The sequence below is a fragment of the Allocatelliglobosispora scoriae genome, assembly GCF_014204945.1.
Classification (GTDB): domain Bacteria; phylum Actinomycetota; class Actinomycetes; order Mycobacteriales; family Micromonosporaceae; genus Allocatelliglobosispora; species Allocatelliglobosispora scoriae.
The window spans coordinates 2,013,064-2,028,270 of the sequence record NZ_JACHMN010000003.1 but is presented as its reverse complement, the minus strand read 5'-3'; the positions used below and the strand labels follow the sequence as shown (position 1 = coordinate 2,028,270).

General features: G+C 73.1%; 11 protein-coding genes. 7 read left to right on the top strand and 4 right to left on the bottom strand.

Going from position 1 to position 15,207, the window contains the following annotated elements; all coding sequences use genetic code 11:
• The first annotated feature begins 14 nt into the window (after nucleotides 1-14).
• Together F4553_RS41500 and F4553_RS35260 are read left to right on the top strand one after the other, a co-directional pair.
• The gene (locus F4553_RS41500; protein ID WP_246467568.1) at nucleotides 15-980 is read left to right on the top strand and encodes a hypothetical protein; all 966 of its coding nucleotides are present in this window, start codon (nucleotides 15-17) and stop codon (nucleotides 978-980) included.
• A 74-nt stretch (nucleotides 981-1,054) separates the two neighbouring features.
• Nucleotides 1,055-2,239, top strand: coding sequence for a monooxygenase (locus F4553_RS35260; RefSeq protein WP_184845247.1), 1,185 nt, complete (start codon nucleotides 1,055-1,057; stop codon nucleotides 2,237-2,239).
• 39 nt (nucleotides 2,240-2,278) lie between these two features.
• Here the strand turns inward: F4553_RS35260 and F4553_RS35255 are convergent, their stop codons facing one another.
• Complete coding sequence (locus F4553_RS35255; protein WP_184845245.1) at nucleotides 2,279-3,949, bottom strand: cation:proton antiporter; 1,671 nt, start codon at nucleotides 3,947-3,949, stop codon at nucleotides 2,279-2,281.
• A gap of 222 nt (nucleotides 3,950-4,171) precedes the next feature.
• On the opposite strand from F4553_RS35255, the gene F4553_RS35250 reads away from it, so the two are divergent.
• On the top strand, nucleotides 4,172-5,404 hold the full coding sequence (locus tag F4553_RS35250) for a benzoate/H(+) symporter BenE family transporter (protein ID WP_312875513.1): 1,233 nt from the start codon (nucleotides 4,172-4,174) through the stop codon (nucleotides 5,402-5,404).
• On the opposite strand, the gene F4553_RS35245 is transcribed toward F4553_RS35250, so the two are convergent.
• The gene (locus F4553_RS35245) at nucleotides 5,347-7,623 is read right to left on the bottom strand and encodes a S9 family peptidase (protein ID WP_184845241.1); all 2,277 of its coding nucleotides are present in this window, start codon (nucleotides 7,621-7,623) and stop codon (nucleotides 5,347-5,349) included. The genes F4553_RS35250 and F4553_RS35245 overlap by 58 nt on opposite strands.
• 228 nt (nucleotides 7,624-7,851) lie before the next feature.
• Between F4553_RS35245 and F4553_RS35240 the strand changes: the two genes are divergently transcribed.
• The 3 genes from F4553_RS35240 to F4553_RS35230 all read left to right on the top strand — a co-directional run bounded on the left by F4553_RS35240 (nucleotide 7,852) and on the right by F4553_RS35230 (nucleotide 10,654).
• Entirely contained in the window at nucleotides 7,852-8,754 is a 903-nt protein-coding gene (locus F4553_RS35240) for a LysR family transcriptional regulator (RefSeq protein ID WP_312875512.1), read from the top strand.
• An 80-nt stretch (nucleotides 8,755-8,834) separates the two neighbouring features.
• Nucleotides 8,835-9,845, top strand: coding sequence for an ATP-binding cassette domain-containing protein (locus tag F4553_RS35235; protein WP_184845239.1), 1,011 nt, complete (start codon nucleotides 8,835-8,837; stop codon nucleotides 9,843-9,845).
• Entirely contained in the window at nucleotides 9,842-10,654 is an 813-nt protein-coding gene (locus tag F4553_RS35230; protein ID WP_184845237.1) for an ABC transporter permease, read from the top strand. The genes F4553_RS35235 and F4553_RS35230 overlap by 4 nt, the downstream gene beginning before the upstream one ends.
• Before the next feature lie 3 nt (nucleotides 10,655-10,657).
• On the opposite strand, the gene F4553_RS35225 is transcribed toward F4553_RS35230, so the two are convergent.
• Nucleotides 10,658-13,558 (bottom strand): ATP-binding protein, encoded by a 2,901-nt coding sequence (locus F4553_RS35225; RefSeq protein ID WP_184845235.1) that lies wholly within the window; start codon nucleotides 13,556-13,558, stop codon nucleotides 10,658-10,660.
• Between the two features lie 51 nt (nucleotides 13,559-13,609).
• Nucleotides 13,610-14,320 (bottom strand): siderophore-interacting protein, encoded by a 711-nt coding sequence (locus tag F4553_RS35220; RefSeq protein ID WP_184845233.1) that lies wholly within the window; start codon nucleotides 14,318-14,320, stop codon nucleotides 13,610-13,612.
• 66 nt (nucleotides 14,321-14,386) lie between these two features.
• Between F4553_RS35220 and F4553_RS42675 the strand changes: the two genes are divergently transcribed.
• The gene (locus F4553_RS42675; protein ID WP_221470609.1) at nucleotides 14,387-15,166 is read left to right on the top strand and encodes a helix-turn-helix transcriptional regulator; all 780 of its coding nucleotides are present in this window, start codon (nucleotides 14,387-14,389) and stop codon (nucleotides 15,164-15,166) included.
• The last annotated feature ends 41 nt before the right edge of the window (nucleotides 15,167-15,207 follow it).

Genomic DNA, 15,207 nt, shown 5'->3' with positions numbered 1-15,207 from the left:
CCAGACTCGTCCTCATGGCAAAGAACACTGACTTCGACTTCCTCGTCGGCTCCTGGGACGTGGAGCACCGGCGGCTCAAGGATCTGCTGGTCGGCAGCGACGAGTGGCTGGCCTCGGCCGGGAGCCGGGCGACCGCCCGGACCTACCTCGACGGCGCCGTCAGCGTCGACGAGATCACCTTTCCGGCGGCGGGCGTCTCGGGGATGTCGCTGAGGCTCTTCTCGGAGGCGACCGGCGAGTGGTCCATCTACTGGGTCAGCAGCCGCGACGGCATCGTCGGCCCGCCGGTGCGGGGCTCCTGGCACGACGGTTCCTGCCGGCTGATCGGCGATGACGTGCACTCCGACGGTACGCCGGTGCGGATGACCTACGAATGGTCGGCGATCACCGCGGCGAGTGCCCGGTGGCAGCAGGCCTACTCCGCGGACGGGGAGCGGACCTGGGAGACCAACTGGGTCATGGACTTCGACCGCACCAGCCGCCACCCCGTCGACGTGCCCGCCGACCACCTCCCGAAGGTCACCGGGGACTTCGACTTCCTGACCGGGACCTGGCGGGTCCGGCATCGCAAGCTGCGCTCGCGGCTCACCGGCTGCACCGAGTGGGACGAGTTCGAGAACACCTTCGAGGCCCGCACCCACTTCAACGGCGGCATCAGCATCGACGAGGGCGAGTTCTCGCACCCGTCCACCTACCGCGGCATGACCTTCCGCGTCTACGACGTGGCGGCCCGCGAGTGGGTGCTGCACTGGCTCGACAGCCGGACGCTGGAGATGGACCGGGCACCGGTACGCGGGCGGTTCGACGGCGGCGTCGGCGAGTTCGTCGCCGAGGACACCCACGACGGCCGCCCGGTCGTGTGCCGCTACCGGTGGACCGTGCTGAGCCCGGAGTCGGCGACGTGGGAGCAGGCCCTCTCCACGGACGACGGCCGGACGTGGGAGACGAACTGGACGATGCGGGAGACGCGGATCGCCTGATCGGCGGCGGGGCGCGGCACTGTGGCCGAATCGAGGCTACTCATGGGTCACATCCACCGCGTACCTTCTCAGGTATGAGGTTGCTCGGTTTGATCACTGCGCTCGCCGCCGCCACGAGCCTGGCGGCCTGCGCGGCCAACACGCCGGTCCCGGTCGCCGCGACCGCTGCCGATCCGCACGCCAGCCACCGCGTCTACAGCGCCGCACCGCCCGCGCCGCTGCGCCAGGGGGAGCGCTTCGTCGAGCTGTCGATGGAGCGCCCCTTCACCCCGCAGCCGCCCAACGGCGGCACCGACGAATACCGCTGCTTCCTCGTCGACCCCGAGCTCACCGACGCGGCCTTCATCACCGGCAGCCAGTTCCTGCCGCAGAACGCCGACATCGTCCACCACGCCATCTTCTTCCGCGTGCAGCCCGGCGATGTCGCGCAGGCCCGCGAGCTCGATGCCGAGGAGGACGGTGACGGCTGGACCTGCTTCGGCGGCACCGGCATCGGCTCCGGCGGCACCTTCGGCCAGCTCAACAGCGGTGCCTCCTGGATCGCCGCCTGGGCGCCCGGCGGCCACGAGACGCTGATGAGCGCCAAGGTCGGCTACCGCATGGAGGCCGGCAGCCAGCTCGTCATGCAGGTGCACTACAGCACCGTGGCCCTGGGCGGCGCCAAGCCCGCCCCCGACCGGTCCGGCATCCGCCTGCGCCTCGCCCCCGGCACCGCCGCGCTGGCTCCCCTGCAGACCACCCTGCTCCCCGGCGCCGTCGAGCTGCCGTGCACGTCGAGCGAGAGCGGCCCCCTCTGCGACCGCGAGAACGCCGTGCTCGACGTCTGGCACCGCTTCGGCACCCAGGCGGGCTCCACGGTCGCCGGTCTCAACCTCCTGTGCAACGGCGGCAAGACCCCCGTACCCGGCCCGGTCCAGGAGTGCGACCACCGGGTCCGCGAAGCCGGCCTCGTCTACGCCGCCGCGGGCCACATGCACCTGCTCGGCCGATCGATCAAGGTGGAGCTCAACCCCGGCACCCCGAAGGCCAAGGTGCTGCTCGACGTGCCGGTCTACGACTTCGACAACCAGGGCGCCCGGCCGCTGCTGACTCCGGTCAGGATCGCCAAGGGCGACAACCTGCGCGTGACCTGCACCCACGACGCCTCGCTCCGCTCCCAGCTGCCCTCCCTCAAGCGGCTCGAACCGCGCTACGTCGTCTGGGGCGAGGGCACGAGCGACGAGATGTGCCTGGGCATCCTCACCTGGACCAGACCCTAGAACCAACCCCCCATCCGGGTACGCGACGAGACCCCCGCGTCACCCGACCGGTTTGCCGCGCATCTCGATGGCGATCTGCGACGCGTCGAGGTTCGCCAGCGCGTTGGCGAGCACGTCGGCGTCGAAGGTGCCGTTGTCGCGCGCGTCGAGCAGCACCGACCGCTGCGCCGCGATGACCGCCAGCCGATGGCTCTTCGCCCTCGCGAACCCCTCCGGCCTCGCCTCGTCCGCGGGGTGCGGCGGCTCCGGAACGGTCTCGGCGCTCTCCCGCAGCAGCTCCATGATCCGGGCCCGCTCGGCGGTGGCCGACTCGTCGATCGCGGCCTGGTCGACCTTCGGCGTGATGAGCCGCAGCAGCGGGCCGATGGTGGCGCCCTGCACCAGCAGCGACATCGTCGCGACGGCGAACGCGATGAGCACCAGCACCGATCGCTGCGGGGTGTCGTCGGGGAGCGACTGCGCCGCCGCCACGGTCACGGCACCGCGCATGCCCGCCCACACGACCACGGTGCCCTCGCGCCAGCCGAGCGGCTTGGCGAGGAAGTAGTCGATGTCGGCGAGCGACTGGGTGACCCGGCGGGCGAAGCGGTCGAGATCGCGCTCGGACACCTTCCGCCGACGGGAGTTCATCTCCTCGAACGTCTCCTGCTTGCCCTCCGGCGTGCTCATCCGGTCCTGCATGTCCTGCATCCGGCCCTGCATCTTCGCGATGCGCCGGGCCCAGCGGGCGAGGACGACGAGCAGCGGCGCGACGTACGCAGCGCGTACCAGGATGGTCAGGAGCAGGGCACCGGCCGCGACCAGGACGGCCGCCCCGACCCCGGCGTGGTCGTTCTCCACGTTCGTCACGATCGACTTGATCTGCACGCCCATCGTCAGGAACACCGCACCCTCCAGGACGAGCTCGACCGTCCGCCAGTTCTGCGAGTCCGACAGGCGGTTCTGCGGTGACAGGTCGCGCGGGGCACGGATGCCCGTGACGAGGCCCGCGACGACCGCCGCGACGAGACCGGAGGCCCCGAGCAGCTCGACGGGGACGGCAGCGGCGAACGGCACCGTGAACGAGATGACGGTGTTGACGGTCGGGTCGGTCACGCGCCTGCGGACCACGAGGTTGAGCCGTCCCACGGCCCAGCCGACGACCACGGCGACGACGACCGAGTAGACGAACGTGCCGACCGCGCCCCATAACGCGAACGACGCCGCCGTCGCGACGATCGCGGTGCGGAGCAGGACCAGCGCGGTCGCGTCGTTGAGCAGGCTCTCACCGTCGAGGATCGCCACGGCGCGCTTGGAGACCGGCATCTGCTTGATGATCGACGTCGCCACGGCGTCGGTCGGGCTGATGATCGCGCCGAGGGCGACTCCCCACGCGAAGCTCAGCCCCGGGACGACGAGCGTGAAGAACAGCCCGAGCAGCAGCGCGCTGCCGACGACGAGCAGCACGGACAGGCCGCTGATCGCCCCGAACTCGCGGCGGAAGTTCATCGTCGGCATCGACACCGCCGACGAGTAGAGCAGCGGCGGCAGCAGGCCCTCGATGATCCACTCGGGCTCGATGTGCACCGAAGTGAACATCGGCAGGAAGCTCGCCGCGACGCCGACCGCGACGAGCACGAGCGGCGACGCGATCCCCAGACGCGGGCCGACGACGGTCGCGGCGGCGATCACCACGAGCGCGGTCACGATCACGACGAGCAGTTCGGTCACGGGTCCAGACTGGCAGAAAGCGATAGGCCACCGCTGGCACCACCAGAGAAAACGCCGGACCACGGCGCCGACGACGCGACCACCCGGCACCGGACCGGAATACCGCGAGTCCGTGCTGGCCCGACCGTCGTCGCCGCGCACGACGCGGTGCCCGGCGCCGGGTGGCCCCGGCAGGCGGTGATGTGCCAGCATCGTTGCGAAACGGAACAGCGGGGGGCGGACGTGCGGGATTTCCAGGCGGTGCTCACCGGGCTGGTGAGCGCCGTCGTCGGCTACGCCAGCGCGTTCACCATCGTCCTCAGCGGACTGCGGGCGGTCGGCGCCGACCAGCGCCAGGCCGCGTCCGGGCTGCTCGCGCTGTGCCTCGGCATCGCGATCGCGGCGACCTTCCTCGCCCTGCGCTACCGGATGCCCATCGCCATCGCCTGGTCCACGCCGGGTGCGGCGCTCCTCGTCGCGACGGGTCCGATCGACGGCGGGTTCCCGGTCGTGGTCGGGGCGTTCCTCGCCTGCGCGGCCCTCACCGTCCTGGCCGGAGCGGTGCCCTGGCTGGCCCGGCTGGTCGCCGCGATCCCGCGCCCGGTCGCCGGGGCGATGCTCGCCGGTGTCCTCGTCCCGCTCTGCACGGCGCCGGTCCGGGCGCTGCTCGACGTGCCGCTGCTGGCGATCCCGGTCACGCTGACCTGGGCGGCGCTGATGCGCTTCGCCCGGCCCTGGGCGGTGCCGGGCGCGCTCGCCGCCGCCGTGGCCGCCATCGCGATCAGCGGCACCGAGCACGGTCTCGCGGGCGCCCCGCTGCGGCCGGTGCTGGACTTCACGCCGCCGGCGTTCACCGTCGCGGCCACGGTCGGGCTGGCGCTGCCGCTGTTCCTGGTCACGATGGCCGGTCAGAACGTGCCCGGCGCGGCCGTGCTCGCCACCTTCGGCTACCGGCCGCCGCTGCGCGGCATCCTGCTGACGACCGGGCTGACCAGCGCGGCGGCCGCTCCCTTCGGCGGGCACGCGGTCAACCTCGCCGCGATCACGGCCGCGCTGACCGCGGGACCGGAGACCCACCCGGATCCGGCCCGGCGCTGGATCGCCACGATCGGCCTCGGCGGCGGGCAGCTGATCCTCGGCCTCGGTACGGGTCTCGCCGCGGCACTGGTGCTGCTCTCCCCGCCCGTGCTCGTCATCGCCGTCGCCGGTCTGGCGCTGATCCCGGCCCTCGGCGCGGCCCTGGCGAGCGCCGTCGGCGAGCCCGAGGACCGGGAGGCGGCGGTGATCACCTTCGTGGTCACCGCCGCCGGTCTGCCCATCGCCGGGATCGGGTCGGCCTTCTGGGGACTGCTCGCCGGGATCCTCGCCCTGTTCCTGCGCCGGCGATCCCGACCGGCCGCCGCCGAGGACCCCGCTGATCAGGCGAACAGCTCGCCGAGCAGCTCCGGATCGATGGGGATGGGGGCGGGGCGGTAGGCCGGCGGGGCCACGCTCATCAGCTCGCGGACCAGGAAGTCCCAGCCGCGCTTGCGGACATAGGCGAGGCAGTCGATGAACACGTGCTCGGCCCCGGGCACGATGAGCAGCTCGAAGTCCTTGTCCGCGGCGATGAGCCGGTCGGCCAGCCGCAGGGTGTGGTCCGGGTGGACCCGGTCGTCCATCTCGCCGTGGATGAGCAGCAGCCGGCCCGCCAGCCGGTGCGCGATCTCCACATTGGATGACCGGGCCCAGGCCTGCGGATCGTCCGCGCCGTCGTATGCCTCCACGAAGTCCAGGCTGAAGTGGCGGGCGTCGTGCGAGCCGGAGAGGGCGACGCCGACCCGGTAGACCTCGGGGAACTCGAGCATCGCCCGCACGGTGGCGTAGCCGCCGCCGGAGTGGCCGAACGCGCCCACCCGGTCCAGGTCCATCCAGGGCCGGGTCCGGGCCAGCTGCCGCAGCGCCGCGACGTGGTCGGCGAGGCCGCCCGCGTCGGCGAGGTGGCCGTAGGAGGCGTCGTGGAAGGCCTTGCTCCGCCCCGGCGTACCGCGCCCGTCCACCGCGACCACCACGAAGCCCAGCGCGGCGAGCGGCTCCGCGTCCAGTCCCATCCCGCCGGGGTCGAAGCCCGGCGCGACCCGGTTGGCCTGCGGTCCGGGGTAGAGACTGTCCACCACCGGGTAGCGCTGCCCGGGGTCGAACCCTCGGGGCCGGTAGAGCACACCGTAGATGTCGGTCACCCCGTCGGCCGCCGTGACGCGGAACCGCTCCGGCGGCGTCCAGCCGGTGGCGGCGAGCTTGCCGATGTCGGCGCGCTCCAGCTCGACCAGCACCCGTCCGGACCAGTCCCGCACCGTCGCCGTCGGCGGTGTGTCGACAGTGGACGCGGAGTCGACGAAGTACGCCGACGACTCCGCGATCGTGACGGTGTGGTCCAGGTCGTCGTCGGTGACCGCGGCGAAGCCGGTGCCGTCGAGCCCGATCCGGCACACCGTACGCCGGTACGGGTCGGTCTCGACCAGCCCGGCGGCGAGGAAGTACACCACCCGCTCGGCCTCGTCGACGTGCAGGATCTGGCGTACCGCCCACGGGCCGGCGGTGACCTGCCCGAGCAGTGCGCCGGTGTGCAGGTCGTAGCGGTAGAGGTGCCCCCAGCCGTCGCGCTGCGAGTACCAGAGCACCTCTCCGGCGAGCACCCGCACGATCGGCGGCTCGTAGGTCCACTGGTTGGGCTCGACACGGGTGGCCCCGGACTCGCTGAGCACGGTGGCGACCTCGCCGGTGACCGCGTCCAGCCGGTGCAGGGTGAGCGTACGCCGGTCGCGGGGCTGGCTGAGGTAGTAGACGACCCGGCTGTCCGGTGCCCACCACGCCCACCCGCCCATGACCGGCGACAGCATCGGCATGAGCAGCGGCTCCGACTGCGCGCGGACCACCGTGCCGTCGGCGACGTCCAGCACGACCAGCTCGGCGAGCGGCATCGTCTCGTCGCCGGCATAGGCGTACCGCTGGGTGTGCGTCACGGGTGCGCCGCCGTCGGCGGGCCGGGACTCCACCAGGTGGGTCTGCCGGACGCCGCGCTCATCGGTGCGGTGCGTCAGGACCCTCGTCGAGTCGGGCGACCAGGCGACCGCGGGCGGCAGGTGCGGCAGCCCGAATTTGCGCAGCAGGGCGCCGTTGCCGAGGCACTCCGGGCTGGAGCCGTACCGGTAGTCGGCTGCGCCGTCGGTCGTCAGCGCCCGGTCCCGGCCGTCGGACGGCGAGTGCGCCCACAGGTCGTACCCCCGCTGGGAGACCGCGGCCTTCCCGTCCGGTGACGGCACCGCCAGCGGACTGCCCGGCGGCGTGAAGGCGGCCCGCTCGCAGGTGTAGTCGTCGAGGCGGCAGCGCCAGTAGTCCCCCAGCGCGTAGAACTCCACGGCGTCGCCGGCCGGCACGATGGCGGAGAACGGCAGCGCCCGCGCATCGACCGCCTGGCCGGACGCCGCGGCGAGCGCGGCGGCGAGCCGGGCGTGGTCGAAGGCCGGCTCCCGGGTGCCCGCCGCCGGGTCGACGAGCTCGAACCGGCGGCCGGTCCCGTCGCTCACCGCATACCAGAAGCGTGCTCCGCCGTCGATCCACCGCGGCCTGATCCGGTCGCCGACGACGAGCTCGCCGGGGCGCGCGGGTCGGCGCAGGAGCAGCTCCGCGGCCTGGTAATCCTCAGTGGTACTCATGGGTGGTGTCCCCTTCTCGGTGCGTTCGGCGCTGATGAGCCCACGATCGCCCGGCCGGTGGCGGGGAACAACGCGAAAGATCGCACCGGTGCTTAAGCCAGCGGTTATCGTTCGACGCCAGGCGCCCGCAGCGTCGACCGTGGCCCGGATCACGATCGCGGGACGGAGCCGTCGCCTCGGCCGTAAACTTCCGGATTGCGCAGTTCAGGGCCGGAATTCGGACGCGCGGTGACCGGAGGGGGCGGCAGCCTGGTGGAGCTGCGCGACATCGAGATCTTCCTGACGCTGGCCGAGGAGCTCCACTTCGGGCGTACGGCCGAGCGACTCCACGTGTCCCAGGCGCGGGTCAGCCAGTCGATCCGGCAGCAGGAGCGCCGGATCGGCGGCGCCCTGTTCGAGCGGACCAGCCGCAGCGTGCGGCTCACCCCGCTCGGCGAGCGGCTCCGCGACCGGCTCGCCGCGGGCTACGGCGAGATCATGGCCGGCATCGCCGAGGCGACCGCCGCCGCTCGCGGGCAGGTCGGCACCCTGACCGTCGGCACCTTCGACACCCACCACCAGGAGATCACCGCGGTCCTCGACCTATTCCGGCGGCGGCATCCGCACTGCGAGCTGCGCATGCGCGAGATCCTCCCGGCCGACCCGTTCGGTGCGCTGCGGGCCGGCCGGGTCGACGTCGGGCTGGTCTGGCTCCCCGTCCACGAGCCCGACCTCGTGGTGGGGCCGGTGCTCTACACCGAGGAGCTGGTGCTGGCCGTCGCCGCCGACCACCGGCTGGCCGGCCGGGACCGGGTCGAGATGGAGGAGCTCGGCGACCACCCGGTGGTGGGGTTGGAGGGGCCCGTTCCGGACTACGTCTGGGCGGCGCACACCCCCGCCGTGACACCGGCCGGGCGGCCCATCCGGCGCGGGGCCGCCGTCACCACCCTGGAGGAGGCCTTCACCGCGATCGGCGCCGGTGGCGTCGTCTCCCCCATCGGGTCCTACGCGGCGGCCTCCCGGCTGCGCCGCGACATCGTCTTCGTGCCGATCGCCGGTGGACCGGCCCTGCGGTACGCCCCGGTGTGGCGCAGCGCCGGGGAGACCGCGCTGGTCCGCGCCTTCGTCCAGGCCGCCGCGGACGCGGTCTGACCGGCGGGTCGGGATCCCGCTGACGGCGGGTGAAACCACCGCGAAACCGGGGTGAAGGCGGGCTGGGCCATAGTGGGCGCATGAATCTCGCATATGCCCCCGCCCGTCCCGACACGGGCGGGACCGCCGGGTCGGACCTCGCCGTCGAGGCCACCGGCCTCATCAAGCGGTTCGGTGAGGTGGTCGCCGTCGACGGCGTCGACCTCACCGTCCGCACGGGAGAGGTCTTCGGCGTCCTGGGACCCAACGGGGCCGGCAAGACCACCATGCTGCGGATGCTGACGACGCTCCTGTCGATCGACGGCGGGCGGGCCGACATCTTCGGGATCGACGTCGCGTCGAACCCGCACCAGATCCGCCAGCTCGTCGGTGTGACCGGGCAGTATGCCTCCGTCGACGAGAACCTCACCGCCGCCGAGAACCTGTGGCTCTTCGGCCGCCTGCAGGGGCTGCGGTCGTCGGCCGCGAAGGCGCGCGCGGCCGACCTGCTCGGCCGGTTCGGCCTCGAAGACGCGGCAAGCCGGCAGATCAAGAACTTCTCCGGGGGTATGCGTCGCCGGCTCGACCTGGCCGCCTCGCTGATCTCCCGGCCGCCGCTGATCTTCCTCGACGAGCCGACCACGGGCCTGGATCCCCGCACCCGGGGGCAGATGTGGGACACGATCCGCGACCTGATCCGCGACGGCGCCACCGTGCTGCTCACCACGCAGTACCTCGACGAGGCGGACCAGCTCGCCGACCGGATCGCGGTCATCGACCGCGGCCGCAAGGTCGCCGAGGGCACGCCCAACGAGCTCAAGGCCAGCGTCGGCAACTCCACCCTCTATGTGCAGCTCACCGACGCCGACCGCACCCCCGAGGCGGCGGCCCTGGCGGCCCGGATCCTCGGCGAGGTGCCGGCGCTGACGCCCGAGGCGGGTGGCCTCTCCATCGCCCTGCCCGACCCCAACCGCGCCGCCGACGTGCTGATCGCGCTGCGGACCGCCGAGATCGGCATCGCGACCGCGTCGGTCCGGCAGCCCACCCTCGACGAGGTCTTCCTCGCCATCACCGGCCACTACGCCGAGCCCACCTCCGAGGAGTCCCGATGAGCACCCTGATCATCCCCGCGTCCCAGCGGCGGCTGACCGCCCGTACCTCCCTGCGGGAGACGGTCAGCCAGACCTTCTCCATGGCGTGGCGCGCGCTGAAGAAGATGCAGCGCAACCCGGAGCAGTTCTTCGACGTGGTGATCCAGCCGCTGCTGTTCACGGCGATGTTCACCTACATCTTCGGCGGCGCGATCGCCGGGGACGTCAAGAGCTACCTGCCGACGATCATCACCGGCATCATGGTCCAGACCGCGCTGACCGCCTGCATGGCGACGGGTACGCAGCTGCGCGAGGACATGGACAAGGGAGTCTTCGACCGGTTCCGCTCGCTGCCGATGGCGCGTATCGCCCCGCTCGCCGGCCCCATGGTCGCCGACCTCCTCCGCTACGCCATCGCGTCGACACTGACCGTCCTCACCGGACTCGCCATGGGCTACCGTCCGGGCGGCGGTGTCGTCGGGGTCGCCGCCGGCTGGATCCTGGTCGTGGCCGCCGGCTGGTCCCTGTCCTGGATCTTCGCCTGGCTCGGCACGGTCCTGCGCACCGCCCAGGCGGTCCAGGGCGTGGGCTTGATGATCATGTTTCCGCTGACCTTCCTCTCCAACGCGTTCGTGCCGCTGACCTCGCTGCCGGGCTGGCTGCAGGCGTTCGTGAAGGTCAACCCCGTCTCGCTCGTCATCAACGCCATCCGCGACCTGATGAACGACGGGGAGCTGACGGCCGCCGTCGGCTGGGCCGTGCTCGGCTGCGCCGTGGTGGTCGGGGTCTTCGCGCCGCTGGCGGTGCGCTCCTACAGCCGCAAGGTGTAGCGGTCAGGCCAGGCTCCGCAGCAGGGCGTTGAGCGGCTCGCGCAGCTCGGCCGGGTCGCCGGGGGCGATCCCGGCCGGCTGCGCGAGCGAGACCGCCCACGACCAGTCGAGGCTCGGCAGCATCCGGTTGAAGGCGAAGCGGTCCGCGTACGCGAGCAGGGCGGCACCGGCGCCCCGGTCACCGAAGACGATCTCCCACACCGCCAGCGCGAACAGCGCGCAGCCGAGGACCGGCACATCGGCGAGGTGGGGTCCCGAGGTCGCCTCCCTGGCGCGGACCAGCAGCTCGTCGCGGTCCTGGCGAGCCGGACGCCCGGCCCGGACGAAGGCTGCGACGAGCGCGCCCTGTGCGACCATCGTCCAGTACTCCAGCGCGGGCGGCAGCTGCGGTCCGGGCGCGCTGCGGTCGCGGATCGCGGCGAGGGCCGCGGTGTAGGCGGCCAGCCCGGCATCGGTCTCGCCGCGGGCGAGCAGCAGCTCGGCCCGGCCGCACATGAGCTCCGTCGCACCGCCGAACAGGGCCTGCGCACCGTCCTCGGCGGCGACCTCGTCGAAGATCTGCGCCGCCTCGTCGAGACGGCCCTCGTGCAGGGCGAGCATCGCCAGCGTGGCGAGGGTCTGCACGTAGTCCTCGTGGGCGCCGAGCGATGCCAGCACCGGCAGCGCCGCTTGTGCGTAGAACCGGGCATCGACGAGATCGCCGGTCTGGAACGCGAGGCCGGCGACGCTGGCCGACATCACTCCGCGCATCCACGGCCCGTAGGCGTCGTCGCACAGCTCGAGGGCGCGCCGGGCAGCAGTCAGGGCCGCGGCGAGGTCGCCGAGGTTCTCATAGCAGCGCGAGAGCCACCCCAGCGCCAGCCGGGCGACGACCGGGTCGGGGTCGGCGGCGAGCTCGACCAGCCGCTGAATCTGCTGGACGGAGGCCTCGACGCCGCTCTCGAGGAGCACCCGCACCATGGTGGCGACCTGCGGGTCGGAACCCGGCCCGAGCAGCCGCAGCCGGTCCAGGAGGGGGCCGCTGACACCGTTCTGGAAGATCATCTCGTTGATTCCGGCCACCGTCAGGCACACCCGGACGCCGTCGGCGAGCTCGGGCGCGGTCGGCGTCGACAGCAGCAGCCGCACGACGGCGGGTCCGATGCTCGTCACCTTCGCGTGGGAGCCCTCGACGATCCAGAAGCCGGCCAGCACCGCGTAGAGCGCCGTCACCGCGGGCCGGTCGTCCGCGGCGAGGCCGCGCCGCAGGACGTCGACGAGGTTGCCCTCCTCCTCCCGGACGAGCGCCATCGTCGCCACCTGGTCGGGGCTGTTCAGCCGCCGGCCGGCCACGGTCGCCAGCTCGGTGGCCCATGCCGAGAGGGCCTTGTCGGCCAGCGCGTCCTCTCCGGCGTCGACGAGCTGCATCCGCCCGAACTCCCGGACCGTCTCCAACAGCCGGTAGCGGACACCGGCGGCCTCCCGGACGACCACCAGGGAGTGCTCCACCAGCGCCGCGACCACCTCGCGCGCGTCGCCGCCGAGCACCGCGGCCGCGCCGTCGAGGGAGAACCCGTCGCGGAACACCGCCAACCGGCGCAGCGCCACCCGCTGCTCCTGCGTGAGCAGGTTCCAGGACCAGTCGATGACCGCGAGCAGGGTCTGGTGCCGTTCGGGTGCGGCCCGGCTGCCGCCGCGCAGCAGCGCGAAGCGGTTGTCGAGCCGGCGGGTGATCTCGACGACGCTCATCGACCGGACCTTCGCCGCCGCGAGCTCCAGCGCGAGCGGCAGCCCGTCGAGCCGCATGACCAGCTCGCGCACGTCGTCCGGATCGAGCACCACCCCGGGCCGGGCGGCGGTGGCCCGATCGGCGAACAGGACCGCGGCCTCGTCCGGCGGGAGCTCGGGCAGCGGATACGCACGCTCCGCGGGCAGGCCGAGCGGCACGCGGCTGGTCGTCAGCACGGTCAGCCGGGGCGTGCGGGACACCAGCGCGGCGACGAGGTCGGCGACGGCGTCGACGAGATGCTCGCAGTTGTCCAGCACCAGCAGCACCGGGACCGTCCCGACCGCGTCCACGAGCCGGGTGAGCAGGTCGGCGGGGCGGAGCACGACAGGGCGCCCGGCCACCGACTCGCGTACGCCGAGAGCATCGGCGACCTCGACCGCGACGCCCTCGGGCGAGGTGACCCCGGCGAGCTCCACGACGTGGACCACGGGTTGCTCCGCCGACCGCGCGATCAGGTGCACCAGCCGGGTCTTGCCGAGGCCGCCGGTGCCGATGATGGAGACCACCCGATGGGTGCGGACCAGGACCCGCAGGGCCGCCAGGTCCGCCTCCCGGCCGATGAGGCGGTCGGCGTCGTAGCGGACCCCGCTGCGGACCGGCCGGTCGGCGGCGAGCAGCTCGGCGTGGAGCGCGCGCAGCTCCGGCGACGGATCGACCCCCAGCGACGCGGCGAGGCCCGCCCGGTACTCCTCGTAGCGTTCCAGTGCCGCGGGCACGCCCCGCACGCTCCCGAGCGCCCGCAGCAGTGCCGCCACGACCTCGGCGTCGCCGCCGACCGCGGCCCGTTCCAGCAGCGGCAGGGCGTCGGACCACCGGCCGGCGGCGGCCAGCCGGAGCCCCTCCGGCCGCAGCGCCCACGCGTCGACCTCGATCGCGGGCAGTCCCAGCCGGTAGCCGCGCCGCGTACGCTCGATCACCTCGGCGGAGGTGACGGACCTCGCCCGGGAGACCACCACCTGCAACGCCTTGCGCGGATTCGCCGGTGGGTCGGTGGGCCACACCTCGCCCACCAGCTCGTCCTCGCCGAGCCCGCCCGGCCCGGCGGCGGCCAGTGCCCGCAGCAGTGCGGCCGTCCGGTCGCCGGGGATCTCTCGGCCCTCCCAGGCGACGACGTCGAGAACAGTCAGACGGCTCACCGGTGCGCAGCTTCTCCTCAAGTCGACGACGACCAGCGTAACGCCGGGCGGTCAGTCGAGGCCGGTGCGGCCCTCGGCCCAGTAGGCCTTGCCCTTCACCTGCCCGGGGGTCGACGGCCACCCCCGGGCGTCGCGCCGCACGGCGTGCACCGTCGCCGCGTCGCCGGTGACGACCAGGGTGTACGCCGTCCGAACCGCCGCGTCGCGCGCCTGCCGCAGCAGCTCGACCCGGTCCGCCGTCTTCACGACCACCGCCACCCGTTCGGTGATCCCCAGCCCCGCCAGCACGCCGGTCAGCCCGGCCGGGTCGCGTGCCTCGAAGACGTGCGACACGTCGCCGGTCACGGTGCGCAGCGCGGCCGCGAGCGCCACGCTCGTCTCGTCACCGACGAAGACCACCGGACCGGCGGGGTCGCGCAGGTCGATCGAGCGGCGCGGGCCGAAGACCCCGCACTCCGTGCCGACCGCCACCCGCTCGAACCACTCCGCCGCCGGACCGTCCCCGTGCGTGTAGGCGATCAGCTCGGTCGCTCCGCGGTCGGCGTCCCAGCCGATGGGCGTGTAGGTACGCAGGCCCATCGAGCCGCGGCGCGGCCGGAACTGGAGCTTCGCGCCGGGCACCCACGTCGCCTTCCGGAACGCGTCGGCCGAGAGCTCCACCCGCAGGAACTCGGCCGACAGGCGGCTGAGACCGGTGACGCGGGCGGTGTCGAGCATGGCGCCGCTGGCGAGGTCGGCCAGGCGTTCGGCGAGTCCGGTCATGGTTCCCTCATTCGAATCGAAGCTGATCCGCCCTGGTGAGGCTCGCCTAACGATAGTGTGGCCATCGTGCACGCAGCGGCCAACCGATACCCTGCAACGGCCACCCCGATCCTCACCGTCTACCACGGCGAGATGGGGTCCTCTGCCCAGGTCGATGCGCATTCGCACTCCGAGCCGATCCTGATGTCGAGCTCCACCGCGACCCTCGCGGTCCTCTCCCGGGCACGCGACTGGCTCGTCCCGCCGGGCTATGGACTCTGGATTCCCGGCGGGGTCGAGCACGCCGCGTCCGCGCTGCGCGCCGGTGAAGTATCGATGATCATGTTTGCTCCCGATCGCTGCCCCATCGCCTGGACCGAGCCCACCGGCGTTCCGGTCGGGCGGCTGCTCCGCGAGCTCGTCGCGCACCTGGGACGGGTCGGCGCCGACCACCCGAGCCGGCCGCACGCCGAAGCGCTCGTCTTCGACCTGCTCACCCCGCTGCCCGCCCACCACATCCAGGTGTCGATGCCGACCGACCCGCGGGTGAAGGCCGTCGCCGAACGGCTCATCGCGGACCCGGCGGACCAGCGTGAACTCGCCGCCTGGGCAGACCACGTCCACACCAGCGTCCGGACCCTGTCGCGGCTCTTCCTCAGCGAGACCGGGCTGAGCTTCGCCCGCTGGCGTACCCGGGTCCGGGTCCGCGCCGCCGTCCAGATGCTCGCCAACGGGACGACGGTCGACGCCGTCGCCCGTGCCGTCGGCTACCGCAAGACCAGCGCCTTCATCGCCGCGTTCCGCCGCGCCACCGGTCACACACCGGGCACCTACACCCACGCGGGCACCGCACCCGACCTCCCCTAGGTCGCGCCCGCCCCGGCCCGGCGTATGCGAGTATCGGCTCG